We start from the raw sequence: 23,794 nt of genomic DNA, 5'->3' as shown, positions 1-23,794 counted from the left end.
CGATGGCGTAGACGCAGGCAAGCACAGGCCCGAGCCGCTCATTACCGCAAACGACTCGAACCGCCGTAGGACACGACCCGCCGTTGCAGTACTAGGCCGCGGACCTTGTCTGCGCCACCACGGGCGACCTGATCACGCCTGCAAAATGGGCCCCCTCGCTCCGACGCGCACTACTGGCCGCCCGGCGCCTTGGCGTCCAGGTCCGACCACGGCTAGGCCTGCCAGCGGCACCACCCGGCCGGCGTAGGGGCTGCCCTACGCCGGCCGGGCGATCGAGGCTCGGCGACCCGGTCAGAACGCGCCCGTGCGCGTGTTCCCGCCGCCACCGCTGTCGAGGCTCCACCCGATCGACGCGAACACCTTCTTGTGGCCATCGATCATGGGTGACCAGAGGTAGCCGTTGCGCACGCTTCCGGTGCACTGGATGTCCGCGCGATTGGCGTCGTTCACGACGCACAGCGACACCCAGGCGCCGTTGTACGACTGCGCCGACAGTCGCGCCCAGTTGGCGTTGCAGGCCGGGCTGTACCGCAGCTCAAGTCCCGCCCAGGTGCCGAGCGGGCTTGCATCGACGAGCTGAACGGTGTAGCCGTCCGTGGCGCAGCCCTGGGCCGACGGGTCCTTCCCGGCGCAGCTCGCCCCGTTGCAGTACACGGTCGCCCGGGTGCTAGCGGCCTGTGCCGGAGCGGCACCCATCATGATCATCCCGAGGACCGCGGTCAGTGCCGCCACGAGTATGCGACGGAGCCACGGGCCACCCGATCGCCATTGCCGTGCAATGTTCATGATCTTTCCTCCCTGCCGGCCCGGACGGTCGAAGTGCGGCCGACTGTCGACTGCGCCGTCCGGGCGTCCCAGGGCTCATCACAGCCCGCCATAGGGGTCGGCCGGAAGCCGTCGCGCAATCCTCGTACAAGGCAGTACGCCCAGCTCAGCACCGCGCAGGCAGAGAACGCACGGTACAGCGCGGCTATCGCCACCTCGGCCGGTTCGAGTGGGCGGTGACCCACTACGCACTTGCGGTCGTCCGGCGCGCCATCCGGATAAGCTCGGTCATCCGGTCGACCGCAAGGTCATCCTCGAAGTATCCGGTGCTCTCGCCGACCGTTGAGGTCGCGGCGGGACGCCGTCGATGACGTGGTGGGAATCGCACACCTGGTCCGGCCGTGGTGAGGAGCCTGGCAGCTCAATAGCAGTGCAGTTGTCCGGCCGCTGGCTGGAGGTGCAAGGTGCCGGTCGATCTTGAACACGACGATGATGGGCTGCTGGCGCAATGGATGCAGCAGGCGCATCCCGGCGCGTGGATGGATCGGCGCCCGGCGGACGTCGTGGGGACGGTTCGGTTCGCATTCTATGGGCGTGTGTCGACCGCAGACTTCCAGGAGCGGGAGTCGTCGCGTCGGTGGCAGCTTGACGCTGCGGAGGAACTGGTGGCCGGGCACGGCCGGATCGTGGCTGAGTATCGGGCGTTGGTGATGTTGCTCGGTGCGCAGTCGAAGCGGGAGGTGCAGCGGGCACGGTGGCGGGCGGTGCAGGCGATGCGCGCGCAGGCCCGGGACGAGGGCCGGTTCCTGGGCGGTCGGCCGCTGTTCGGGTATCGCCTGGTCGATGCCGGGCCGCATCCGAACCCGATGCATGCGAAGTGGGGCCGGCGGCTGCAGCGGTACGACCTGGATCCGGTGACGGCGCCGACGGTGCAGTGGATCTTCGCGGAGCGGCTGCGTGGCCGCAGCGTGTCGAGTATCGCCGCCGAGCTCAACGGCTCGGGCGTGCCGTGCCCGTCCAGTGCTGACCGGGCGCGGGACCGGCACCGGACCGGGACGTCGTGGGGGTTGACGACGGTGCGGGCGATTTTGACGAACGCGAAGTGCACGGGGCGGCAGGTGTGGAACCGTCAGCCGGCGTACTACACGCCGGCGCATCTGCCGGGGCCGTTCAGGACGCAGCGGTGGGCGCGGGCGGATCAGTGGGTGGTGTCCCGGTCGGTTGTGCATCCGCCGTTGGTGTTCGAGCAGGACTTCGTTGCCGTGCAGGCGGTTCGGGCGCACCCGGCACCGGGTGACGGCCGGACCTACACGCTGGTGGGCCTGTTGCGCTGCGGGTGGTGCGGGCGGCGGCTGGAGTCGTGCTGGTCGCACAGCCGGGCGGCGTACCGCTGCCAGCACGGGAATACGAGCGCGAAGCCAGCAGCGGGGCGCCGGCGGAACCTCTACCTTCGCGATGACCACCTGATCGAGGCAATCCAGGCCCTCCTCGTCGAGGCCGGTGCAGCCGTCGGCTCAAGAGCGTCAGGGTTTGCCCAGCTTCTGCGTCGACGAGGGCTTGTGGTGATCTGCAGCGGAGGCAAACTGCACGCTCGAACCACAGGTTCCGGCTTGACTGGTTCTGCCCGAAATGCCGTCAGGCAGGGAATTTACGTGTCGAAGGGGGGACTTGAACCCCCACGCCCGATAAAGGGCACTAGCACCTCAAGCTAGCGCGTCTGCCATTCCGCCACTTCGACCGGCTTGACCATTGTACTTGGTGTCCTTCCGGACCCCGTTTCAACGGCCACGCGACACATTACACGGTCTCGCCCGATCTTGAAAAATCGGGGGGTTCGACACGCCAAGGCCCCGGCGCCAGGGGCGCCGGGGCCTGTTCGCCGGGGCGGCCGGAGGGGGGAGCCGGTCGCCCCGAGTCTTTGGTCGGGAGCGTTCTACCCAGGGGGACGTGATCGATAAACTTCTGTTTCTAAAGATCTTCTTCCCAGGTTGTGCGGCGGGTCAGGGCGTCGCGGAGCTTGTCGAGCACGCCCAGGGCCGGGTCCACGAGTTTGTTCAGGGGTGGGGTTGACGGGGTGCCGGGGTGGGGGCGGGTCGGGGCGGCGGATCTGGCTATCTCTACGCGGTTGCCCAGGCGGACGAGCTCGTCGGTGGTGCAGTTGGCGCGCAGGGCCGGGAAGACTTCGGCCGTCGTGCGGTGGCTGTGGTTGCGCACGTGTTCGGTGACGGTGTGCAGGGCGGCTTGGTCCGCGGAGGTGTGCAGGTGCCGTAGGGCTACCAGGAGCTCGGCGTCGGCGGCCAGTTCGCGTTCGGCTACTCGGCGGCCTTCGGGCAGTACCCCCGAAATTGCTGGATATAAGTATTGTTCTTCGGCTGACAGGTGTCGCGCCAGTGTTGCCACCAGGACGTCGTTGGCGGCCGGCTCGGTTTCGGCGCGTGTGCAGAGACGGTCTAGCTGCTGATGCTCCTCCTCCAGGAGGTCCAGCATGCTGCGGCCGGTCGCGTCGCCGTCGATCGGCGGGAGGGGTGGCAGGGGGAGTCCGCTCACGGGGTGGGATTACCCGGGCTCCGAATTCTTGAAACTGGGGGTTACCCGCCAGTACGCTGACATGCACCTCAATCGATGAGAGGGGTCGCCATGGCACTGTCCCGGCGAGGGGTCGCCGCCCTCGCCCTGCTCACCGCCGCCGCCGTCACCGCCGCTCAGCTGGGGTCCGTCGCCCCGGCCGGCGCGGCTCCGGGTCCGCCGCCCGGCTCCATCGCCTCCATGGGCGACTCGATCTCCCGCGGTTTCAATGCCTGCGGATGGTACGTCGACTGCCCCAGCCGCTCGTTCAGTACGGGGACGGATGCCGCCGTCAACAGCCACTACCTGCGTATCAGGGCGGTGAACGCGGCCATCAACGGGCACAACTTCAACGACGCCGAGTCCGGGGCCAAGGTCGCGGACATGCCGGGGCAGGCCGCGACCGCGGTGCGCCAAGGGGCCGCGTACGTCACGATCCTGATCGGCGCCAACGACGCCTGCACGAGCTCCGAGTCTTCAATGACCAGTGTGGCCGCGTTCCGGGCCTCCCTCGATGCGGCGCTGGGTGCGCTGAAGGCCGGGCTGCCCAACGCGAAAGTCCTGCTGATCAGCATTCCCGACCTGAAGCGGCTGTGGCAGGTGGGCAGCGGCAACGCCTCAGCCCGTACCATATGGTCGCTTTTCGGGGTATGCCAGTCGATGCTCGCCAATCCCTCGTCGACCGCCGCCGCCGACACCGCCCGGCGGGACCGGGTGCGCCAGCGGGTCGTCGACTTCAACGGGCAGCTCGCCGCCGCCTGTAGCGCCTACGGGGCCAACTGCAAGTACGACGGCGGGGCGGTGTTCGGCTACCAGTTCGCCCTCTCGCAGGTCTCGACCTGGGACTACTTCCACCCGAACGCCTCCGGGCAGGCCGTCCTGGCCTCGCTCAGCTACGCCGCCGGCTTCGGCTGGTGAATCCCAGGGTGATCCGGCGGCGACGCACAGTAGCCGTCGCCGGACCATCCAAAAATCCGTCATCCCCGCCTGGTATGACTTCCTCATGGACGCCACCGACGAGGTCATCGAAATCTGCCGGGACCTGCTGCGCATCGACACCACCAACACCGGCGACCTGGCCACGAGTGTCGGGGAGCGGGTCGCCGCCGAGTACGTGGCGGAGAAGCTCGCCGAGGTCGGCTTCCAGCCCGAGATCCACGAGAGCGAGCCGGGGCGGGCCAGTGTCGTGGCGCGGTTCGAGGGCGAGGACCCGTCGCGCGACGCGCTGCTGATCCACGGCCATCTGGACGTGGTGCCGGCCGATGCCTCCGAGTGGTCCGTCGACCCGTTCGGCGGGGAAATCAAGGACGGCTACCTGTGGGGGCGCGGCGCCGTCGACATGAAGGACTTCGACGCCATGGTCCTGGCGCTGGTCCGGCAGATGAAACGCGAAGGCCGCAAGCCGCCGCGCGACGTCGTGCTCGCCTTCGTCGCCGACGAGGAGGCCGGCAGCACCTACGGCGCGCAATACCTGGTGGAGCACCACGCCCGGCACTTCGAGGGGGTCACGGAGGCGATCGGCGAGGTCGGCGGGTTCTCCGTCAGTGTCGGCGGTGACCAGCGGCTCTACCTCATCGAGACGGCCGAGAAGGGCATCGACTGGCTGCGCCTGCACGCCAAGGGGCGGCCCGGGCACGGCTCGATGATCAACGACGACAACGCCGTCACCGCCCTCGCCGAGGCCGTGGCCCGGGTCGGCACCCACCGCTTCCCGGTCGTGCTCACCCCGACCGTGCGGGCGTTCCTGGAGCAGGTCTCGCAGGTCCTCGGCATCGAGCTCGACCTCGACGACCCGGAGGCGGCGGTCGGCAAGATCGGGCCGATCGCGATGATCATCGGGGCGACGCTGCGCAACACCGCCAACCCGACCCGGCTCGCCGCCGGATACAAGGACAACGTGATCCCGAGCCGGGCCTCGGCCACCATCGACTGCCGCACGCTGCCCGGGCAGTCGGAGCTGTTCGAGGCCGAGCTGCGGCGGATCGTCGGGCCGGACATCGAGCTGGAGTACATCCACCGCCAGCCCGCGATCGAGACGACCTTCGACGGTGACCTGGTCGCGGCGATGTCGGCGGCGCTGCGGGCCGAGGACCCGGGCGCGCTCGCGGTGCCGTACATGCTCAGCGGGGGTACCGATGCCAAGCAGTTCGCCAAGCTGGGGATCCGCTGCTTCGGGTTCTCGCCGGTGCGCCTGCCCGCCGACCTGAACTTCGGCGCGTTGTTCCACGGCATTGACGAGCGCATTCCACTGGAGGGACTACAGTTCGGCGTGCGAGTTCTCGACCGGTTCCTGCAGCAGTCCTGATCGACCTGATCAGCCAGTGACCCAGCCAGCGCTTCATCGATATCAGGGGGAGTCCCATCATGACCGACCGGCACGCGGAGCTTGACGCCGCGCTCGAGCGCGTCATCGCGGCGGCCCGCGAGCATCTTGCCGCGGTCAAGGCCGCCAACGGGCGCGCCGACGACGACGAGGTGTGGCGCGCCTACGTGGAGCTCAACAACGCGTCCAACAGCTACGACGAGCTGCTGCTCGACGAGTTCGGCGAGGTCACGCCGTGGGACGTCGAGGCCATCGACCCGGAGGAGGCCGACCGCCAGTTCGGCGTCGGGATCGTCGACGGCGCCGAGGCCGAAGACCCCCACCCGCGGGTGATCTCGGTCCGCCAGCGCCGCGACTACCGCATCCCGAGCGTCGGCGCCCTCCTCGCCGTGGCCGAGGCCGCCCGCCGCGCCAACCCGGGCGACGGTGACGGCGCCCCGGTCGAGACCGTGGGGGAGGCCGTCCTGGAGCTCATGCAGGCCGGCGACGGCTCGCTGGGCGCGCTGGACATTCCGGAGCTCGAGTCCCTCGACGGGGTGGTCATCGTCGCCGAGGTGGAGACGCCGCTGGACCCGGAGACCTACGACGACAACGACGGCACGGGGCCGTTCGCCCTGGCCTCCGCCGACCGCGTGGTCGACCGCCTGGACGAGCACGCGTTCGCTGACCTCGAGCTCGACGAGGAAGCGGCGGAGGGCGACGAGGAGCCCGCGCCCTCCGGCAAGACCACGGTCGAGTAACACCGGCCACCGCTCCACTGCGCATCACCCGGCCCCGCGGCGCTCACCGTCGCGGGGCCGGGCGCTTTCCACCACCCGTTCGGGGCAGCCGACAATCCGTCGCGACCCGTCGACACATTGCCCTTTACCGGCCGTGAGGGATGCGACCTCAGCGCGACAGCCGTGCGATGTACTGCCTCGCCCGCCGATGACAATGCATCCGGCCACGGATGGACGATGAGCGTCGTATCCGTCATCAACTTCAAGGGTGGCGTCGGCGGCGGGAGCGGCCGCGCGGCCGCCGGGCGATCACCGTGGTCGAGCCGCGCACCGGGCATGACCATGTCGGGAGCGGGCCGAACTCGGCGCGGCGCTCCGGGACGCCAGAGGCCGACGGGGCCGTCGCGCTCGACCAGTGCCGTACGGGGGCGGTTGGGCAAGAATCGTCAAGTTGTTGAGGTATGGCGTCGCTACGGTGGAGCGGTGACCGTCACGCGGGACGTATTGCGGCTGCTTGCGGTGGTGCATGGGCGGCGGGGTGGGGTTTCGCTCGGGGAGATGGCGCGGCTGGCGCATCGGTCGCCGTTCAGTCTGCATCGGGCGTTTCTGCGGACCGTCGGGGAGACGCCCAAGGCCTTCACCATGCGCGTGCGGCTGGCGAGGGCGGCCGGGGAGCTGCTGGCCACCGAGAGGTCGGCGGCGCAGGTCGCGGTGGCGCACGGATTTGCCAGCCAGGCGGTGTTCACCAGGGCGTTTCGGCGGGGGTTCGGGGTTGCGCCGCGGGTGTACCGGCGGCGGGGGCTGCACGTTCAGGGGCGGGCCGCGGCCGCCCGGCACGCTGCCGTCGCGGCGCAGGTCGCACCGTGTGTCGGGCTGTACATGATGAGTACATCGACGAAAGGGAGTGCCGTGTCCGTCGAGGTCACCGTCGACGTTGTCGACATGCCGGAGATCCATGCCCTCGTGATGCGGCGGCGGACGGGGCGGAGCGGGATCGCGGCGGCGCTCGGGGATTGTCTGCCGCCGGTGTTCGCGTTCGCGCAGCGGGAAGGGCTGGCGATGACCGGGCCGCCGTTCGCGCGGTACACCGAGGCGGGGCTCGCCTCGGTCGTCCTCGAAGGTGGGGTGCCGATCGCCGCGGCGCCGGCCGTGGCCCTCGATGACGGCATCGAGGCGATCTCGATCTCGGCGGGGCCGGCGGCGGTCGTCGTGCACGCCGGGGCGTACGAGGGGCTGCCGGAGACGTACCGGCGGATCGAGGTCTGGATGGAGGAGCACGGCCGCGAACCCGCCGGGCCGGTGTGGGAGAGCTATCTGACCGACCCGGGCGAGTACCCCGATCCGGCCGACTGGCGGACCCAGGTCGTGCAGCCCCTCGCCTGACGTCAGGCGGTGATCGGGCGGAGGGTGGAGACCAGGGCCAGGCTGCGGTCCAGGCGGGCGCCGGTGAACAGGGGCGCGGTCGCTCGCCAGTCGGTAGCAGGCAGCCCGGCCGCCCGTTCGTGCGTGAAGGCGCCGGTGAGCAGGCCGGACTCGAGGGGGCGGCTCGCCCGGGGCGCGACCGGCCCGACCTGAGCCTGTCCGACCAGCCGGTTCAATCGTGACGGGTCGTGTTTGTGACGGCGCGTAGCGTGAGCGGTCGGTACGGTCGCGGCCATGACTCCCATCGAGAAGGTCCTTCGTCCGCGGCTCGGGGAGCGGCTCGTCGCGCCGGTCGATGCTGGGTACGCGACGGCGCGGCTGGTGTGGAACGCGGCTGTCGACGCGAGGCCGGCGGTGATCGCGCGGTGCCGGGACGCGGCCGAAGTGGCTGTCGTTGTGCGGGCGGCGCGGGCGGCCGGGTTGCCGCTCTCGGTGCGGGGCGGTGGGCATGACTGGGCCGGGCGGGCCGTCCGGGACGGTGGGGTGGTCGTCGATCTCTCTGACATGCGAGGGGTGACCGTCGATGCCGCCGCCGGGGAAGCCGTTGTGCGGGGTGGGGTCACGACCGGCGAGTTGCTGGCGGCGGCGCGGCCGTTCGGGCTGGCCGCCGCTACCGGGGTTGAGCAAGGCGTCGGGATGGTCGGGTTCACCACCGGGGGCGGGTACGGGCCGCTCATCGGGCGGTGTGGGCTCGGCGCCGACAATCTGCTCTCGGCCGAAGTGGTGCTCGCGGACGGCAGCACCGTCGTCGCCGGGCCCGAGGGGGACGACGAGCTGTGGTGGGCGTTGCGGGGTGGGGGTGGGAACTTCGGGGTTGTCACGTCGATGCGGCTCAAGCTGCATCCCGTTCCGATCGTGCTCGCCGGCATGCTGCTGTTCCCGTTCGCGGAGGCGGCGACTGTCCTCAGTGGATACTCCGACATCGTCGCCGAGGCGCCGGACGCGTTGACGGTCATGACCGGGTTCTTTCCCGGGCCGCACGGGCCGTCGGTGTTCGTGTGCCCGGTCTGGTGCGGGCCGGACATGGCGGCGGGGGAGCGGCACATCGCCCGGCTCAGAGCGCTCGGGCACCCGTTCGTCGACCAGGTAGGTCCCATGCCGGTGGCGGCCGCGGTCGGGATGTTCGCCGGCAACGCCGTGCCCGGCAACCACTATCTGTTGCGCAGCGCCTGGGTGCCGGACCTGCGTGGCGCCGCCGGGGAGGCCCTCGCATCCGGTGCGGCGACGGCCTCGTCGGTCTCCTCGGTGTTGTTCGTCAGCCGGCTGCACGGGGCCGCCTCGCGGGTCGAGCCGGCGGCCACGGCGTTCGCGCATCGCCGCCCGCATCAGGTGATCGAGGTGATCGCGGTGTGGGCACCCGGCGACCCGGCTCCCGGACGGCATCGGGACTGGGCTGACGCGACCGCGGCCACCCTCGCGGAGGTCGCCCTGCCGGGGGCCTACCCCAACCAGGTCGGGCCCCATGAGGACGCTCGGGCGCGGGAGTCGTTCGCGGGCAATCTTGGACGACTGCTCGAGGCGAAGCGGAAATACGATCCCGGCGATGTTTTTTCGGCCATTCCCGGACTGTTGTAGCGCGTACTTCTACGTACAGCGCGGGCGGGCCGGGTGGTGACGTTGGGGCATGACGCATGCAATCGTGCTCGGGGCCGGGGTCGCTGGACTTCTCGCCGCGCGGGCGCTCAGTGAACGGTTCGACCGGGTTTCCGTGTTCGACCGGGACGATCTCGCGGGCAGCGGGCCGCGCAAAGGGGTGCCGCAAGGGCGCCACGCCCACGCCATGCTCGCCAAGGGGCTGCAGGTGCTCGAGGAGCTGTTTCCCGGGCTCACCGGCGAGCTCGCCGCGAACGGTGCCGTGCCCGTCGACATTCACGGGGATTTCGCCTGGCACAACGGGCCCAAGCCGATGGCCCGGGCGAAATCCGACCTCACAGTGCTCTGCCTGAGCCGGCCCGCGCTCGAGGACTGTCTGCGCGGGCGGGTCGCGAAACTGCCCGGCGTCGAGATCCATGGCGGGCGGGTCGCGACCGGGCTGCTCGCCACGGCCGACAACCGCCGGGTCATCGGGGCCCGGATCGACGACGAGAGCATGACCGCCGAGCTCGTCGTCGACGCCACCGGGCGGGGGAACCGGGGGCCGGCCTGGCTCGCCGCGCTCGGCTACGCGGCGCCGGTCGAGGAGTCGGTGCACGCCGGGGTCATGTACTCCACGCGGGAATTCGAACGGGTCGGAGTACCCCCGGAATCGCTCGGGGTTTTGACGGGAATGTCACCCGCGTATCCCTTCGGTGTCGCATTGCTGCCCATGGAGGGCGACCGCTGGATGGTGACGTTGTGCGGGCTGCGCGACGATCCGCCGCCGACGGATGCGCCCGGGTTCACCGCGTATGCGAACCGGCTCGGCATCGCCGACGTCGCGGCGGTCGTCGATGGCGCCCGGCCGCTGACCGAGCCGCGGGCGTTCCGGGTGCCGGCCAGTGTCCGGCGCCGGTTCGAGCGGCTCACCCGCCACCCGGACGGATTCCTGGCGTTCGGCGACGCCATGTGTGCATTCAACCCCATTTATGGGCAGGGCATGACGGTGGCGGCCCAGGAAGCGTTGGTACTGCGGGAGAAGACCACGCCCGCCGAGTTCTACGCGGCCGCGGCGAAGGTGATCGACACGCCCTGGGAGATGGCGGTCGGCGGGGATCTGGCCTTTCCCGCGGTACCGGGGAAGCGCACGTTGAAAATGCGGATCCTCAACCGCTATCTGGCGCGGGTCCTGCGGGCGGCCGAACGCCATCCGGAGGTCGCGCTCGCGTTTCACCGGGTGGTGAATCTGACCGCGCCGCCGGAGCACCTGTTCGCGCCGGCCGTCCTGCGCCGGGTCTTGCATTAAGGCAATGGAGCGGTATTCGCGGCCGGCCGCCGCGGTGGTCTTCACCCCCGGCGCCGCCAAGCCCGCGAACCCCGACCCTGTGCCGCTCGGCGGCTGACGGTTGACGGTTGACGGTTGACGCAACCGTTCGGTTGCGATACTACTTGAGGCATGACGATCGGAAACCTGCCCGCGGTGGTGTCGCGCGAGGAGTGGCTGGCCGCCCGCCGGGAGCTGCTGGTCAAGGAGAAGGAGCTGACCCGGGCCCGGGACCGGCTCAACGCGGACCGGCGACGGTTGCCGATGGTCAAGGTCGAAAAGCAATACCAATTCGAAGGGCCCGGCGGGGGTACCGTCAGCCTCGCGGACCTCTTCGACGGCCGGCCGCAGCTGGTCGTGCACCACTTCATGTTCGACCCGGCCTGGGACGCGCCCTGCGCCAGCTGCTCGTCCGCGGCCGAGGGGATCGCCGGTCGGCGCCGCCTGCACATCCGCAACACCACGCTCGTCGCCGTGTCCCGGGCCCCCTACCCGAAGATTCGCTCCTTCCAGGAGCGGATGGGCTGGAATTTTCCGTGGTACTCCTCCCACGCGAGCGACTTCAACTACGACTTCCACGCCACCCTCGACGACCGGGTCGCACCGGTCATGCTGCACTTGCGCGGCGAGGCCGAGCTCAACGTCCCCTGGACCGGCGGCCCCTGGACCGAAAGCCTCCGCGGCACCGAGATGCCCGGCCTCAGCGCGTTCCTGCGCACCGCCGACGGCATCTTCCACACGTACTCCACCTACGGCCGCGGCCTCGAGGAGTTCCACAACGGCAACCCGTACCTGGACCTGACCGTCCTCGGCCGCCAGGAGGCGTGGGAGGAGCCGCGGGGCCGCGCCACCCCCCTCGGCCTGCACGTCGGCGGCCCGGCCATGCGCCGGCCCGACGAGTGACGCTCAGCCTCAGTCGGCGTGGCCTTTGGCCACCCGGCGCAGGTAGTGGTCGACCTCCGGCTGGCTGTAGCCGCGCAGGACGACCTTGAAACTGACCGCCTGCGCGTCGGCCCGGGCCCGGGCCACCCGGTCCGGCTCCGCGGAGGTGATGTCGTCGTTGGCCCGCTCGACGAACCCGTCGACCTGGGCCCGGTCGTAGCCGCGGAACACGACGGCGAACTGTGTCATGCGTCGAGTGTGCGCTCAGTCCAGCTCCAGCGCGAGCGCGTCGAGCCAGTCGTTGGTGCCCTGCTCCCGCCACGCCGGCCGCTCCTGCTCGTCGAGGTACACGGCCTGCTCGGTGAGGCGCAGCATCGTGCCGACGGCGGTCGGCCGGAACTGCACCGACGTGAGCGAGATGGTGGCGGCGACGTCGGCGACGAGCAGTGTCGAGGAGTACACGATCCGCTCGCCGGGCACGATGTCGTGATACCGGGTCTCGTAGCGCAGCGCCCGCCCGTCCGCGTCGTGGTCGCGCACGATCTCCCGGCCGCCGACGCGGAAGTCGAGGATGTGCTGCTCCCCGCCGAACCACCGGGCTTTGCTGGCCGGGTCCGCCCACGCCGCGAACACCACACCGGGCCGGTGCGGGTAGCCGCGCTCGACGGTGAACGACGAGTGCAGCACAGTGCTGTCGATCATGTGTCCTCCGAGCCAGGTCTCAGCGTTGCGTAGCACCCCGGTGTCGAGCGTGCAGGTGCGCACCCGGCCGGTCTTCGCGGACGTGACGAGCCCGCAGTCCATGAGGACCTGCAGGTGCTGCATGACCGCGGACAGGGTCATGTCCAGCGGCGCGGCGAGCGTGCTCACCGACGCCGGCCCGTGCCGCAGCGCGGTCACGATCCGCCGCCGGGTCGGATCGGCGAGCGCGTGAAAGACCGAGTCGAGCGACCCGTCATCGATCACCGTCACACGGTAGGGCCGGGCGTTGCGACAGTCAAGGAGTCGCTTAAGTGTCCTGTACCGGGTGCGGGGTATTGGCCGGTCATGAGCACTGACACATACGCGGAGTTCAAGGACGCCGTCAACATGAGCGCCGGCGAGCTCGAGCGCTGGCTCGCGACCGACGAGTCGCGCGAGGTCGGCCAGAAGGACGGCGGCGGCGAGTCCGTCGGGCACGACAGCGGGCGGCGGATCGTGAAGCTCCTGCACACCAGGAAGGCCGACCTGAGCGACGCGGACGAGGCGCACATGCGCAAAGTTGTCGGCTACGTGCACCGCCACCTGGCCCAGCGGCCGTCCGGGGACGTTCGCGACACCAGGTGGCGGTACTCACTGATGAACTGGGGGCACGATCCCCTCAAGGACTGATCAGGCGTAGCTGAGCGTGAAGGTGTTGCAGACGAAGTTCGACTGCCCGGCGGTACCGCTCAATTCGAACCCGAACTGCACCTGACCCACGTTGACGTCGCCCCACCAGTTGTTGGTGCGCAGCCAGTTGAGGACGGCCAGGACGTCGACCGAGCCCGAGTTCGTGTTGCCGGTCCGCACGAACGAGAACACCGCGTTGGCGCCGTTCGAACCGCGGTACACGTTCCAGGTGTGCCCGCCGGCGCTCACGTTGCGGGCGTTGGGGACCGCGCCGTTGCTGTCATAGGACTCGGCGATCGGGCCGACCGCGCCGTGCTGGTTCGTCCAGATCATGACCTCGTACGCGTTGTTGTTGGCCCAGATGTCGTACGCCGTCTCCCAGTCGCCGTCGCCCGGCACCGACACGTTGAAGGTGCTGCTCACCGACGACAGCGTGCTCAGATTGCGGTTGAGGGTCTTGCCGGTGTGCGGGTAGGACTTCACGCCGCTGGTGCGCGGATGGTTCGCGACCACACCCCAGTTGGAGCCGGTCCGGGCCCAGATCGTCTGCGGCCCCGCGCCACCGCCCCAAACGTCATTGATGATGGTGTACCCGTTGTTCGTCCACTGATCCCAGGCGCCCGTCGCGACCCAGGCCGCGTCGCTCGGCACCCCGCCGGGGTTGGAGCCCCCGCCGGTCGGGGTCGGCGTCGGCGACGACGTCGTCCGCGTGGGTGTCGGGGTCGGGGTGTTGGTGACGGTACCCGTGCAGCTCGTGCCGTTGAGCGTGAACGCCGCCGGCACCGGGTTGCTGCCCGTCCACGACCCGTTGAAGCCGAACGAGGCGGTCCCGTTCGTCGCGACGGACCCGTTGTAGCCGGCGTTCTTTGCCGTCACCGTCGACCCGCTCTGGGTCACGGTGGCGTTCCAGGCCTGGGTGACGGTCTGCCCGGCGGCGTACGACCACACCACCGTCCAGTTGGTGATCGGGTCGCCGAGGTTCGTGATGGTGACGTTGGCCCCGAACCCGCCGGGCCACGAGCTGCTGATCGAGTAGGCGACCCGGCACCCGGCGGCGGCGGACGCGGGCAGCGCGACGGCCACGGCCCCGGCCGTGCCGACGGCGACCACGGCCCCGAGGGCGAGCGCGAGCGGACGACTTCGCATGGCGGTACGACCTTCCTTCCGGCAACGCATTCCAACGGCCACTGTCGATGCGCTTCGACAGTCCGGTCAATACGCGCCGTCACAACCCCGCCCAACCGGCCGCGGACTCCGTGAAAATTACGGCCTCACGCCGTCTCACCGCGGGCCGCGAAGCGGACTTCGTCGTTGTCATCGGCGGCCAGCCGTTCGAGAGCTGCCCTGGCCGTCGGTTCCGTCCGGTTCTGGAGGGCCCAGGCGACCCAGTGCCGTACCCGAGGATCAGGATCACCGGCACACGTCACCAGCATCGCGGTGGCCGCCGGTCCGTACATCGACCACAGGGCCATCACCGCCGCGCATCTCACCTCCGCGTCCGGGTCCCGGGCCCCGGCCATCACCACGGGCTCCACGCGGGGGTCCGAGCCGCCGAACGCCGAGCCGAGCGCCCCTACCACCTCCGCCCGCACCTCGGCCGCGGGGTCGTCCGCGGCCGCCACGACCAGTGCGATGTCCCCGGCCCGGAACATGACGCTCAACCCCCATACCCCGACCCGCCGCAGCCCCGGCTCGGCCGCCGCCAGGCACTCCAGGACCCGCGCGTGTGCTACGTCCGGAGCGGCCTCGAACAACTGCAGCACGTCGAGCTGCAGCGTCTCCCCGTCGTCGTTGCGGTCGGTCACCAGCGCCCGCAGCAGCGCCGGCAGCACGGCTGCGCCGTAGGTGGTGGCCAAGGCGTGGGCGGTCCTATCCCGCGCCGCGATGTCCCCGGCGGCGACGTGCCGGGCGAGTGACGCCTCCAACTCCGCCCGTTGCGTTTCCTGGGTCCGGGTCACCGGGCTCCGGCCTTCGTCCTGATCACGCCGTCGTTCCTCGTCGATCCGGTCCAGTGCTGCGGCCCATCAGGACCGCCCGTCCGTCACCGGCCCGCGCGTTGCGTGTCGAGATACGCCTCGAGCCGCTCCGGTACTGACGCCGCGCAGAACAGCGACCCCTGCGCGAGCCGGCAGCCGGCGGCGGTGATCGTCTGCAGTTCCTCGTCGTCGCGGACGCCTTCCACGGCGACGTCCACGCCCAGCTGCCGCGCCAGGTTCACGACCGCGGCCACGACGGCCGTGTCGGCGCCCGCGAACGTGCGCCGGTCGACCCGGACCAGGTCCAGCGGCAGGCGGCGCAGCAGGCTCAGGGACGTCGCCTGCACCCCGAAGCCGTCCAGGGCGGTGCGGGCGCCGAGGGTACGGATCGCGGTCAGCCGTTCGATCAGGTCCGGCTGCTCCGGCTCGGTGATCGTGAACTGTACGACGAGCCGCGACGGCGGGAACCCGGTCGCGGCGATCAGGTCGACGAAGCCGTCGGCGGCCAGCAGCGCCGGGGTGACGGGGACGGCCAGCCACAGCGGCGGCCCGGAGAGCATCGTGCGGGACCAGGCGCCGAGCTGCCGGCCGGCCGCGGCGAGGAGCCAGGTGCCGAGCTCGTGGTGCAGGCCCAGCTGGTCGGCGACGGGTAGGAACTCGCCGTCCTCGACCGGGCCGAGGCCGGCGCGCCGCCAGCGGGGCCGGGCCTCGACCCCGGCGACGCGGCCGCCGGGGAGCTCGACGACCGGCTCGAACAGCAGGTCGAGCTCGCCGCGGGCGAGGGCGCCGGGGAGGTCCTGTTCGATGGTGAGGCGGCGGCGCAGGAGGGTGGCGGTGGCCTCGTCGTACCACTGCGGCGGCTGGGCCGGGCCGAGCTGCCGGGCCCGTTGCAGGGCCAGCTCGGCCCGGTTGATCGCGCCGCCGCCCCGGTCCTCGTGCAGGACGTGCTCGGCCAGCCCGGCCGACGCGGACAGGTGCGAGGCCACCCCCAGCACCGGGTACGGGTCGGAGAGCAGCGTCAGCAGCCGGCTGGCGGTCATCTGCGCGTGTACCGCACCCCCGTTGGTCACGACCGCGAACTGGTCGCTGGCGAGGCGGGCCGCGATCTCGCCGGGGACGAGGGCGGCCCGCAGCCGCCGGGCCGCCTCGACGAGGACGGCGTCGCCGACCTCGTGGCCGCGCAGCTGGTTGACGCTGGAGAGCCCGTCGAGGCCGAGGACGATCAGGACGCTGGGGCCGGTCCGTTCGGCGATGAGGCGGCGCAGTTCGGTGCGGTTGGCCAGGCCGGTGAGGTGGTCGGTGCGGGCGGCCTGGTGCAGGGCGTGTTCGAGCTGGCGGCGCCGGCTGATGTCGCGGACGTGGACGACGACGGCCCGCACCGACGGGTCGCCCCGCTGGTCGGAGACGCTCCATTCGGTTTCCCGCCACACGCCGAAGCCGTCGCCGAGGCGGGCCTCGATGAGGGTGGCGCCGGATTCGAGGGCGGCCAGGACGGCGTCGGCCTCGTCGGGGTGGACCCGGGCGAGGAGCGGCCGGCCGACGACGTCGGCGTCGGCGAGGCCGAGGCGGCGGGCGGCGGCCGGGGACTGCCACCGCACGACCAGAGTGTCGTCGAGCATCATCGTGACGTCGGCGGACCCGGCGACGAGGGCCCGGAACCGGGCTTCGCGGTCGGCGAGGCGGCGGGCGTACTGCCGCACGTCGGCGACGGCCAGGGCTTCGCGGATCGCGAGGATGACGACGCCGACGATCGCGAGGACGGCCGAGACCGGGTCGAAGTGGCCGGTGACGACGAGGTGGTAGGCGGCGGCGACGAGGGCACCGCCGAGGGGCAGGGCGAGCAGCGGGTAGCGGGCGAAGCTGCCGTCGCCGGCCGCCCCGGTCGTCGGCTCCGGGGTGCGCCCGGGCGGCAGTTCCAGGCCGGCGAGCAGCGGCCCGGCGACGAGCGGGACCCCGGCCAGCAGCAGCCAGTCCGGGCTGAGGTGGTAGTCGAGGATGAGGATCAGCGCCGTCTGCGCGATGATCATGATGAGGGCGCCGAGGCCGCGCAGGACGGCCCCGGGCTGGCGGGGCGCGGCCCGCATGGTGCCGACGACGGCGGACCCGGCGGCGACGCTGGCGACGAGGACGGCGGTGAGCGCGGCCCCTTTGAGCCCGGCCGCCTCGAACACGACGAGCCAGGCGATGAAGAACAGGATGACGCCGATGCCGACGCCGTCGAGGAGCCGGCGGGCCCGCCCGATGTAGGTCGCGGCCTGCCCGGGCAGGTGGAACAGGCCGATGAGCAGTGTCCCGGCGACGAAGAACAGGCCGATGAGCGGCAGCTCGGCGGGCAGTGGCACGTCGGTGAGGTAGGCGTCGGGGGCGAGCCAGTGCCCGAGGCCGGCGGCGGCGGTGGACAGGCCGCAGAAGCCGAGGCCGGCGCTGATCGGGCGCTGCCAGCCGGTGCGGCGGCCGGCGGCGGGCCGGCGCAGGACCAGGGTGGCGCCGCGGGCGGCGACGGTGAGCCCCGCGACGGCGAGCGCGAGCCCGGCCGGGATGAGTCCGGCGAGGGCCGCGGTCAGCGCGGCGGCGCTGAGCGTGACCGGGACCAGGAGCACGGAGCCGAGTCTGGCGCACGTTGCACAATGCGGCAAGCATTGACGGAATCACGTTCCGTCGCGTCAAAGGGGAACGCCCGAGTTCAATATCGGTGCCGGGCTTTTATACCGTCGCGTCTGCCATTCCGCCACCGCGATCTCGCGACCGCGGGCAGGTTTCGAAACCTGCACACCCGAAGGTAACGGTCCCTGAAGTATCCGGTGCCTGCGCACCGGGCGTCCCCCACGCGACGGTAGCAGCGTGGGCGATCCGGGGGCATCCGGATAACCGGTGAGGCTACGTGCTGAGCCCCGGCAGCGTGTCGTTCGTGACGCGGCGGCGGAGCATCACCTGGCGGGTGCCGTCCGCGTAGAGCCGGACCCGGGCCAGCTCCCAGCCGCCGTACTCGGCCTGGATCGTCAGCTGTGCATTGGCGGTCATCCGGTCGACATTCGACGGCAACCGCAAAGGCACATATTCGTAGTCCATGTCTCGATACTGCTACGGCGCAATCCGCTGCACCAGCCCCTGACCTCCGGTTCCGTCCGTCCCGGCGACGGCCAGCGCACCGGTCGTGGCGTCGACGGCCAGAGCCAGCGGCAGTCGTACCGTCCGATGCCGCGCCGTCTCCCGGGGCGTCCCCCCGCCGAGGTGCAGACCCACCACCTCGTTGCGGGCCGTGAGGGTGACCCACAGCACGCCCCGGCCGGCGTCGTACGCGGCCGCCCACGCCCCGCCCGGCACCGGGTACCGCTGCCGCAGGATCAGCGGCCCCGCGTCGAACACCAGCAGCTCCCCGTCGCGGGCGTCGATCACCGCGAACCGCCCGGCCCCGGCGGCGGCGACGGTCACGGCCCCGTCACCGGCCCGCAGCCCCTCCTGGCGGGCCCCGGTCGCCGCGTCGAACGTCGTGATCGACGACTGCGACGCGTCGAGGACCGCGATCCGCTCCGCGTCGGCGGCCAGGGCGCTGGGCCGGCCCCCGGTGTGGATCGTCCGCAAGGTGTCGCCCCGCGCCGAGAGCATGATCACATCGCCGCGCTCGGGCAGGGCGACCACGGTCCAGTCCCCGCCGGGCGGCACGGCGATCGCCCCGCCCTCGCCGGGCAGCTTCGTGACGGTGCCGCCGGGCAGCTCGACCAGCGTGGCGCCGACGACGGCCCGGAACCCGCCGCCGGGGAGGGCGACCACCGACCGCGGTGACCCGGACACCGGGATCGTCGTGGTGGCGTTGCCGTGCTCAGGCAGTACCAACGCGGCAGTTTTGGCAAGGAGCACGACATCGCCGCCGATCGCGACGCCAGTCGGCGGCTCGGGGACCGGGACCGTCGTCCCGTCGGGTGGCGCGGACGGAGCCGGGGCCCAGGTCGGTGTCGGTACGGTCGCGTCGGGGTGGCTGACGGGCGCGCCGGCGTCACAAGCGGTGAGCGCGAGCACGCCGGCCAGCGGAAGCAGTCGGCGCAGCATGATCGGTCAAGGTTAGGTCTGGCGCTCCGGGTAGCCGGAGGTGGGCGCGGAGACGTCGTCGAGGGCGGACCGGATCTCCCGGGGCAGGGTGATCTCCTCGGTCTGCAGGGCGCCGAGGAGCTGCCCGACGGTGCGGGCGCCGAGGACCGGGGCGATCACCCCGGGCCGGTCCCGGACCCAGGCCAGGGCCACTTCCAGGGGCGACACGCCGAGCCCGCCGGCCGCGGTCGCGACGGCCTCGACGATCCCGGCGCAGCGGTCGTCGAGGTATGGCGACACGAACCGTTCGAAGTGCGGCGACGCGGCCCGCGAGTCGGCCGGGACGCCGGTGCGGTACTTGCCGGTCAGGACCCCCCGGCCCAGCGGGGACCACGGCAGGATGCCGATCCCCAGCGCCGTGCAGGCGGGCACGACCTCCCGTTCGATGCCGCGTTCCAGCAGCGAGTATTCGACCTGGGTGGAGACCAGCGGGGCCCGGCCGGGCCAGGCGCCCTGCCAGGTGGCGGCCCGCGCCGTCTGCCAGCCGGAGTAGTTCGACACCCCGGCGTAGCGGGCCCGCCCGGTCGACACGGCCGTGTCGATCGCCGACAGCGTCTCCTCCAGGGGCGTGTCGGGGTCGTAGCCGTGGACCTGCCACAGGTCCACGTGGTCGGTCCCGAGCCGCTGCAGGGACGTGTCGAGGGCGCTCAGGAGGTGCCCGCGGGACCCGTCGCGGCGGCGGGCCATCCCCGGCCGCAGGCCCGCCTTCGTGGCGATGACCAGCTCCTCGCGCGGTACCAGCCGGCCGACCAAGGCCCCGATGACGGACTCGGCCTCGCCGTCGGCGTAGACGTCGGCGGTGTCCAGCAGCGTCCCGCCGGCGTCGCGGAACGTCTTGAGCTGGGCCGCCGCGTCGTCGGCGTCGGTGTCACGGCCCCACGTCATCGTGCCGAGGGCCAGCCGGGATACCGCCAGCCCGCTACGGCCGAGCGGTCGCTGCTGCATGCATGGAACGATACGGCCGGATGGCGTCTTCTTCCGGTAGGCAGGCCCCGGGCTACGCTGGTGCCGCCCGTGCAGGGTCGCGCGGGAGACCCCTGGGAGGCAGTTGTGCGGCTGGCGTTGAATCTCGGCTACCTGTCGGCGTGGAATGACCCCGAGGGCTTCCTGGCCGTCGCCCAGGAGGCGGAGCGGCTCGGTTTCTCCTGCGTATGGGTGGCGGAGGCCTACGGAAGCGACGCGCCGAGCCTGCTGTCGTGGATCGCCGGGCAGACCGAGCGGATCGAGCTCGGCTCGGCCGTGTTCCAGATCCCGGCCCGCACCCCGGCGATGACCGCCATGACCGCCGCCACGATCGACAAGCTCTCCGGCGGCCGGTTCCGCCTCGGCCTCGGCGTGTCGGGCCCCCAGGTCTCCGAGGGCTGGCACGGCGTCCGGTTCGCCAAGCCGCTCAAGCGGACCCGCGAGTTCGTCGACATCGTCAACCTGGCCCTGACCCGCAAGACCGTGCAGTACGACGGCGAGTTCTACACCCTGCCGCTGCCCGACGGCCCCGGCAAGGCGCTCAAGCTCATCCTGCACCCGGTCCGCGACCACGTCCCCGTCTACCTCGCCGCCGTCGGGCCCAAGAACCTGGAGCTCACCGGCGAGATCGCCGACGGTTGGCTGGCGATCTTCTTCTCCCCCGAATATGCGGAGGAGTCCCTGGGCTCCATCGCGGCCGGGCGGGCCAAGGCCGGCAAGACCCTCGACGGCTTCGAAGTGGCGGCATCGGTACCGGTCGTGTTCGGCGACGACGTCGCGATGTGCGCGGAGCTCGTGCGCCCCTACGCGGCCCTCTACGTCGGCGGGATGGGCTCCCGGGAGCAGAACTTCTACAACGCCCTCGCCACCCGGATGGGCTACGGCGACGCGGCGAAGGAGGTCCAGGACCTCTACCTGGCGAAGAAGCACCGGGACGCGGCCGCCGCCGTACCGTTGGAGTTCATCGACCGCACCTCCCTGCTCGGCCCGGTCGAGCGGGTGGCGGAGCGGCTCCACGCATACCAGGAGGCCGGCGTGACGGAGATCTCCACGATCGTCTTCGGCGACCCCGACTACTCGATCGCCACGATGCGGCAGCTCGCCGACGCCTGGGAGAAGGCGGGACTCGCCTCGTGACCACCGTCCTGCTCCTGCGCCACGGCCGGACCACGACCAACGCCACCGGGGTCCTCGCCGGGCACCAGCCCGTCGGCCTCGACGAGGTCGGCCGGGCCCAGGCCGTCAAGGTCGGCGAACGGCTCGCCGCGGCCAAGCTCCCCCTCGCCGCCGTCGTCAGCAGCCCCCTGCCCCGCTGCCGCGAGACCCTGTCCCTGGCCCTGCCCGACGTCACCGACGTCATCGAGGACGACGGCATCATCGAATGCCGCTACGGCGACTGGACCGGCCGGCCCCTCAAGGACCTGGCCAAGGAGCCGCTGTGGGCGACCGTCCAGGCGCACCCGTCGGCCGCCGTCTTCCCCGGCGAGGGCGGCGAGTCGATGGCCGCCATGTCGGCCCGGGCCATCGCCACCATCCGCTCCTGGGACGCCCGCCTCGCCGAGTCCCACGGCCCCGAGGCCGTGTGGCTGGCCTGCAGCCACGGCGACATCATCAAGGCGATCGCCGCCGACGCCCTCGGCATGCACCTGGATCTTTTCCAGCGGCTCGCGGTCGAGCCAGCTTCGGTGACCGTCATCCGCTACACGCCGCTGCGCTCGTTCGTCCTGCGCCTCAACGACACCGGCGGAGATCTGTCCGGGTTCCAGCCGCCGGAGAAGACCGAGGGCGAACCGTCGTCGGACGCGGCCGTCGGTGGCGGTTCGGGCGGTTCGGTGTGACCCTCCGCCCGTCTGCGGCGGATGCCGCTCGGGTGCGGCCGTGCGGCCGCTTCGGGCGGTTCGGTGTGATCTTGTGCCCGCCTGCGGCGGATGCCGCCCGGACTCGATAGAGTTTCTGGCATGAGTGGTTCGGAGCTTGCGGAGAGGCCACTCATCATGAACGCAGATTCGGCTCAGGCTGGCGCCGGAGCGAAGCGGAGGTGACAGCATGAGCCACCACGTGTACGCATTCGAGCCGCCGGAGCGGTTCGTTGCCGGCACAGTCGGTGCGCCGGGGGAGCGGACCTTCTTCTTGCAGGCGCGCGGCGGCGGCCGCCTGGTCAGCGTCGCCCTCGAGAAGGTCCAGGTCACCCTGCTGGCCGAGAAGCTCGAAGAGCTGCTCCAGGAGGCCCACCGCCGCTTCGGCGTCGACCTCACCGCGGAGCCGGTCGTCGAGACCGCCGACAACGAACCCCTCGACACACCGCTCGACGAGGAGTTCCGCGTCGGCACCCTCGGCCTGCAGTTCGACGTCGACACCGCCACCGTCATCATCGAGGCGATCGCCGTCGGCGACGAGGAGACCGAGGAGCGCGAGAGCGAGGTCGACGACGAGGACGACGAGCTCGCCACCGCCGACCGCGACCGCCTCCGGGTCCGCCTCACCCCGGCCGCCACCAAGGCGTTCATCGAGCGCGCCAAACGCGTCGTCGCCTCCGGCCGCCCGCCGTGCCCGCTGTGCGGCCAGCCCCTCGACGCCCGCGGGCACCTGTGCCCGCGCCACAACGGCTACCGCCGGTAGCCGCCGGTGCCGGCCCTGCCCGAGGACGAGGCGCTCGAGCTGCTGCGCCACGGCGAGCTGGAGGTCGAGGGCCGGCTCATGGACGCCTCCAACGCCACCCTCCGCTGCGTCATCACCCTCGGCGACACCGTCGCCCGCTGCGTCTACAAGCCCGTCAGCGGCGAACGCCCCCTGTGGGACTTCCCCGACGGCACCCTCGCCGGCCGGGAGTACTCGGCGTGGCTGCTCTCCCAGGCCACCGGCTGGGGCATCGTCCCGCCGACCCTGCTGCGCGACGGCCCCCTCGGCCCCGGCATGGTCCAGCTCTGGATCGACGACGAGCTGCAGAGCGACGACCTGCTCCTCGGCTTCGTCCCGGCCAACAAGGTCCCCCGCACCTGGCGCCGGATCATGCAGGCCCGCGACGAACGGGGCCGCCCCTTCGTCCTCGCCCACGCCGACGACCCGCGCCTGGCCCGCATCGCCGTCTTCGACGCCATCGCCAACAACGCCGACCGCAAGGGCGGCCACGTGATTGACACCGTGGACGGGGCCGTCCACGGCGTCGACCACGGCATCTGCTTCCACACCGAGGACAAACTGCGCACCATCATCTGGGGCTGGGCCGGCGAACCCCTGCCCGACGAGGGCGTCGAGGTCCTGGAGAAACTGCGGGCACAGTACGCCGCCGGCCTCGCCGAGTCCCTGTCCGAGCACCTCACCCCGGCCGAGGTCGGCATGGTCTCGGTGCGCATCGGGGCCCTGCTGCGCACCCGCCGGTTCCCGTCCCCCGACGAGGACCGCCACGCGATCCCGTGGCCGCCGATCTAGCTCTTGCCGATGTCGAACAGGTTGCCCTCCGGGTCGGTGAGGGTCGCCCAGGTCGCGCCGTACTCGTCGAAGTCCTTGACGTGCCGCGCGCCCAGCGCCACCGCCTGCTCCACGGCGGCCGGGATGTCGTCGGTGTGCAGGTCCAGGTGGACACTGTTCTTGCCCGGCGTACGGTCGGGGACCCGGATGAACATGAGGGTCGGCTCGCCACTCACGGTGGCGAAGTACTCCGACGCGCCCTCGTTCACTCGCCGGCCGGTCAGGTCGGCGTAGAACTTCGCCAGCTCGTGCGCGCTGCCGGTGCAGTCGGTGGTGAGGTTGGCAACCTTGATCTCTGACATCTCGGACACTCCTTTGTGGGTTGTGTGTTCTTTGCCCGATATGTCGGGCGTGC

At 71.6% G+C, this 23,794-nt stretch carries 24 protein-coding genes, 1 tRNA gene and 1 pseudogene; 13 read left to right on the top strand and 13 right to left on the bottom strand.

Annotated elements, in window-relative coordinates; genetic code table 11:
* Window positions 1–291: 291 nt before the first annotated feature.
* Window positions 292–786 (bottom strand): DUF2690 domain-containing protein, encoded by a 495-nt coding sequence (locus tag ACIA8L_RS48485; RefSeq protein WP_395915832.1) that lies wholly within the window; start codon window positions 784–786, stop codon window positions 292–294.
* A gap of 491 nt (window positions 787–1,277) precedes the next feature.
* Between ACIA8L_RS48485 and ACIA8L_RS48480 the strand changes: the two are divergent.
* Window positions 1,278–2,237, top strand: a pseudogene (locus ACIA8L_RS48480) (recombinase family protein); the annotation flags it as partial.
* A gap of 181 nt (window positions 2,238–2,418) precedes the next feature.
* Here the strand turns inward: ACIA8L_RS48480 and ACIA8L_RS48475 are convergent.
* Window positions 2,419–2,503: transfer RNA gene (locus ACIA8L_RS48475), tRNA-Leu, on the bottom strand.
* A 230-nt stretch (window positions 2,504–2,733) separates the two neighbouring features.
* Window positions 2,734–3,312 (bottom strand): hemerythrin domain-containing protein, encoded by a 579-nt coding sequence (locus ACIA8L_RS48470; RefSeq protein ID WP_395915830.1) that lies wholly within the window; start codon window positions 3,310–3,312, stop codon window positions 2,734–2,736.
* Between the two features lie 90 nt (window positions 3,313–3,402).
* On the opposite strand from ACIA8L_RS48470, the gene ACIA8L_RS48465 reads away from it, so the two are divergent.
* From ACIA8L_RS48465 to ACIA8L_RS48450, 4 genes are all read left to right on the top strand, one after another.
* Window positions 3,403–4,248, top strand: a complete 846-nt coding sequence (locus tag ACIA8L_RS48465) for an SGNH/GDSL hydrolase family protein (protein WP_395915828.1) — start codon at window positions 3,403–3,405, stop codon at window positions 4,246–4,248.
* A gap of 85 nt (window positions 4,249–4,333) precedes the next feature.
* A complete protein-coding gene (locus ACIA8L_RS48460) occupies window positions 4,334–5,635 on the top strand; it encodes a M20/M25/M40 family metallo-hydrolase (protein ID WP_395915826.1) in 1,302 nt (433 codons plus the stop codon).
* Window positions 5,636–5,694: 59 nt separating this feature from the next.
* On the top strand, window positions 5,695–6,393 hold the full coding sequence (locus ACIA8L_RS48455) for a hypothetical protein (RefSeq protein ID WP_395915824.1): 699 nt from the start codon (window positions 5,695–5,697) through the stop codon (window positions 6,391–6,393).
* A 462-nt stretch (window positions 6,394–6,855) separates the two neighbouring features.
* Entirely contained in the window at window positions 6,856–7,755 is a 900-nt protein-coding gene (locus tag ACIA8L_RS48450; RefSeq protein ID WP_395915823.1) for a helix-turn-helix domain-containing protein, read from the top strand.
* Between the two features lie 2 nt (window positions 7,756–7,757).
* Here ACIA8L_RS48450 and ACIA8L_RS48445 read toward each other — a convergent pair whose 3' ends face one another.
* Entirely contained in the window at window positions 7,758–7,970 is a 213-nt protein-coding gene (locus tag ACIA8L_RS48445) for a hypothetical protein (RefSeq protein ID WP_395915821.1), read from the bottom strand.
* Window positions 7,971–8,028: 58 nt separating this feature from the next.
* Here ACIA8L_RS48445 and ACIA8L_RS48440 point away from each other — a divergent pair, with 58 nt between their 5' ends.
* The 3 genes from ACIA8L_RS48440 (at window position 8,029) to ACIA8L_RS48430 (ending at window position 11,596) form a co-directional block, all read left to right on the top strand.
* On the top strand, window positions 8,029–9,369 hold the full coding sequence (locus ACIA8L_RS48440) for an FAD-binding oxidoreductase (RefSeq protein ID WP_395915819.1): 1,341 nt from the start codon (window positions 8,029–8,031) through the stop codon (window positions 9,367–9,369).
* A gap of 49 nt (window positions 9,370–9,418) precedes the next feature.
* Window positions 9,419–10,675 carry an FAD-dependent oxidoreductase gene (locus tag ACIA8L_RS48435; protein WP_395915818.1) on the top strand — a complete coding sequence of 419 codons (1,257 nt, stop codon included), beginning with the start codon at window positions 9,419–9,421 and terminating at the stop codon, window positions 10,673–10,675.
* A 150-nt stretch (window positions 10,676–10,825) separates the two neighbouring features.
* On the top strand, window positions 10,826–11,596 hold the full coding sequence (locus ACIA8L_RS48430; protein ID WP_395915816.1) for a DUF899 domain-containing protein: 771 nt from the start codon (window positions 10,826–10,828) through the stop codon (window positions 11,594–11,596).
* Between the two features lie 9 nt (window positions 11,597–11,605).
* Here ACIA8L_RS48430 and ACIA8L_RS48425 read toward each other — a convergent pair whose 3' ends face one another.
* Together ACIA8L_RS48425 and ACIA8L_RS48420 are read right to left on the bottom strand one after the other, a co-directional pair.
* Window positions 11,606–11,824: a DivIVA domain-containing protein gene (locus ACIA8L_RS48425; RefSeq protein WP_395915814.1), complete on the bottom strand. Its 219-nt coding sequence runs from the start codon at window positions 11,822–11,824 to the stop codon at window positions 11,606–11,608.
* 15 nt (window positions 11,825–11,839) lie between these two features.
* Window positions 11,840–12,541 carry a metalloregulator ArsR/SmtB family transcription factor gene (locus tag ACIA8L_RS48420; RefSeq protein WP_395915812.1) on the bottom strand — a complete coding sequence of 234 codons (702 nt, stop codon included), beginning with the start codon at window positions 12,539–12,541 and terminating at the stop codon, window positions 11,840–11,842.
* Between the two features lie 81 nt (window positions 12,542–12,622).
* Here ACIA8L_RS48420 and ACIA8L_RS48415 point away from each other — a divergent pair, with 81 nt between their 5' ends.
* Complete coding sequence (locus tag ACIA8L_RS48415; protein WP_395915811.1) at window positions 12,623–12,946, top strand: DUF3140 domain-containing protein; 324 nt, start codon at window positions 12,623–12,625, stop codon at window positions 12,944–12,946.
* Here ACIA8L_RS48415 and ACIA8L_RS48410 read toward each other — a convergent pair whose 3' ends face one another.
* From ACIA8L_RS48410 to ACIA8L_RS48385, 6 genes are all read right to left on the bottom strand, one after another.
* Entirely contained in the window at window positions 12,947–14,092 is a 1,146-nt protein-coding gene (locus tag ACIA8L_RS48410) for a cellulose binding domain-containing protein (RefSeq protein ID WP_395915809.1), read from the bottom strand.
* Window positions 14,093–14,217: 125 nt separating this feature from the next.
* Window positions 14,218–14,904 carry a HEAT repeat domain-containing protein gene (locus ACIA8L_RS48405; RefSeq protein WP_395915807.1) on the bottom strand — a complete coding sequence of 229 codons (687 nt, stop codon included), beginning with the start codon at window positions 14,902–14,904 and terminating at the stop codon, window positions 14,218–14,220.
* Between the two features lie 83 nt (window positions 14,905–14,987).
* A complete protein-coding gene (locus ACIA8L_RS48400) occupies window positions 14,988–17,522 on the bottom strand; it encodes an EAL domain-containing protein (RefSeq protein WP_395915806.1) in 2,535 nt (844 codons plus the stop codon).
* A gap of 277 nt (window positions 17,523–17,799) precedes the next feature.
* Entirely contained in the window at window positions 17,800–17,991 is a 192-nt protein-coding gene (locus ACIA8L_RS48395; protein WP_395915804.1) for a DUF5703 family protein, read from the bottom strand.
* A gap of 12 nt (window positions 17,992–18,003) precedes the next feature.
* Window positions 18,004–18,969 (bottom strand): hypothetical protein, encoded by a 966-nt coding sequence (locus ACIA8L_RS48390; RefSeq protein ID WP_395915802.1) that lies wholly within the window; start codon window positions 18,967–18,969, stop codon window positions 18,004–18,006.
* A 12-nt stretch (window positions 18,970–18,981) separates the two neighbouring features.
* Window positions 18,982–19,953: an aldo/keto reductase gene (locus ACIA8L_RS48385; protein WP_395915800.1), complete on the bottom strand. Its 972-nt coding sequence runs from the start codon at window positions 19,951–19,953 to the stop codon at window positions 18,982–18,984.
* Window positions 19,954–20,058: 105 nt separating this feature from the next.
* Here ACIA8L_RS48385 and ACIA8L_RS48380 point away from each other — a divergent pair, with 105 nt between their 5' ends.
* The 4 genes from ACIA8L_RS48380 (at window position 20,059) to ACIA8L_RS48365 (ending at window position 23,400) form a co-directional block, all read left to right on the top strand.
* Window positions 20,059–21,108 carry an LLM class F420-dependent oxidoreductase gene (locus ACIA8L_RS48380; RefSeq protein ID WP_395915798.1) on the top strand — a complete coding sequence of 350 codons (1,050 nt, stop codon included), beginning with the start codon at window positions 20,059–20,061 and terminating at the stop codon, window positions 21,106–21,108.
* Complete coding sequence (locus ACIA8L_RS48375) at window positions 21,105–21,809, top strand: MSMEG_4193 family putative phosphomutase (protein WP_395915796.1); 705 nt, start codon at window positions 21,105–21,107, stop codon at window positions 21,807–21,809. The genes ACIA8L_RS48380 and ACIA8L_RS48375 overlap by 4 nt, the downstream gene beginning before the upstream one ends.
* 208 nt (window positions 21,810–22,017) lie before the next feature.
* On the top strand, window positions 22,018–22,590 hold the full coding sequence (locus ACIA8L_RS48370) for a DUF3090 domain-containing protein (protein WP_395915795.1): 573 nt from the start codon (window positions 22,018–22,020) through the stop codon (window positions 22,588–22,590).
* A gap of 6 nt (window positions 22,591–22,596) precedes the next feature.
* Window positions 22,597–23,400, top strand: coding sequence for an SCO1664 family protein (locus tag ACIA8L_RS48365; RefSeq protein WP_395915793.1), 804 nt, complete (start codon window positions 22,597–22,599; stop codon window positions 23,398–23,400).
* Here ACIA8L_RS48365 and ACIA8L_RS48360 read toward each other — a convergent pair.
* On the bottom strand, window positions 23,397–23,741 hold the full coding sequence (locus tag ACIA8L_RS48360; protein WP_395915792.1) for a VOC family protein: 345 nt from the start codon (window positions 23,739–23,741) through the stop codon (window positions 23,397–23,399). The genes ACIA8L_RS48365 and ACIA8L_RS48360 overlap by 4 nt on opposite strands.
* Window positions 23,742–23,794: the final 53 nt, after the last annotated feature.

It is taken from the genome of Dactylosporangium sp. NPDC051541 (assembly GCF_044454505.1).
In the GTDB taxonomy this organism is placed as follows: Bacteria; Actinomycetota; Actinomycetes; order Mycobacteriales; family Micromonosporaceae; genus Dactylosporangium.
This window is presented reverse-complemented; position numbering and strand designations above follow the sequence as displayed.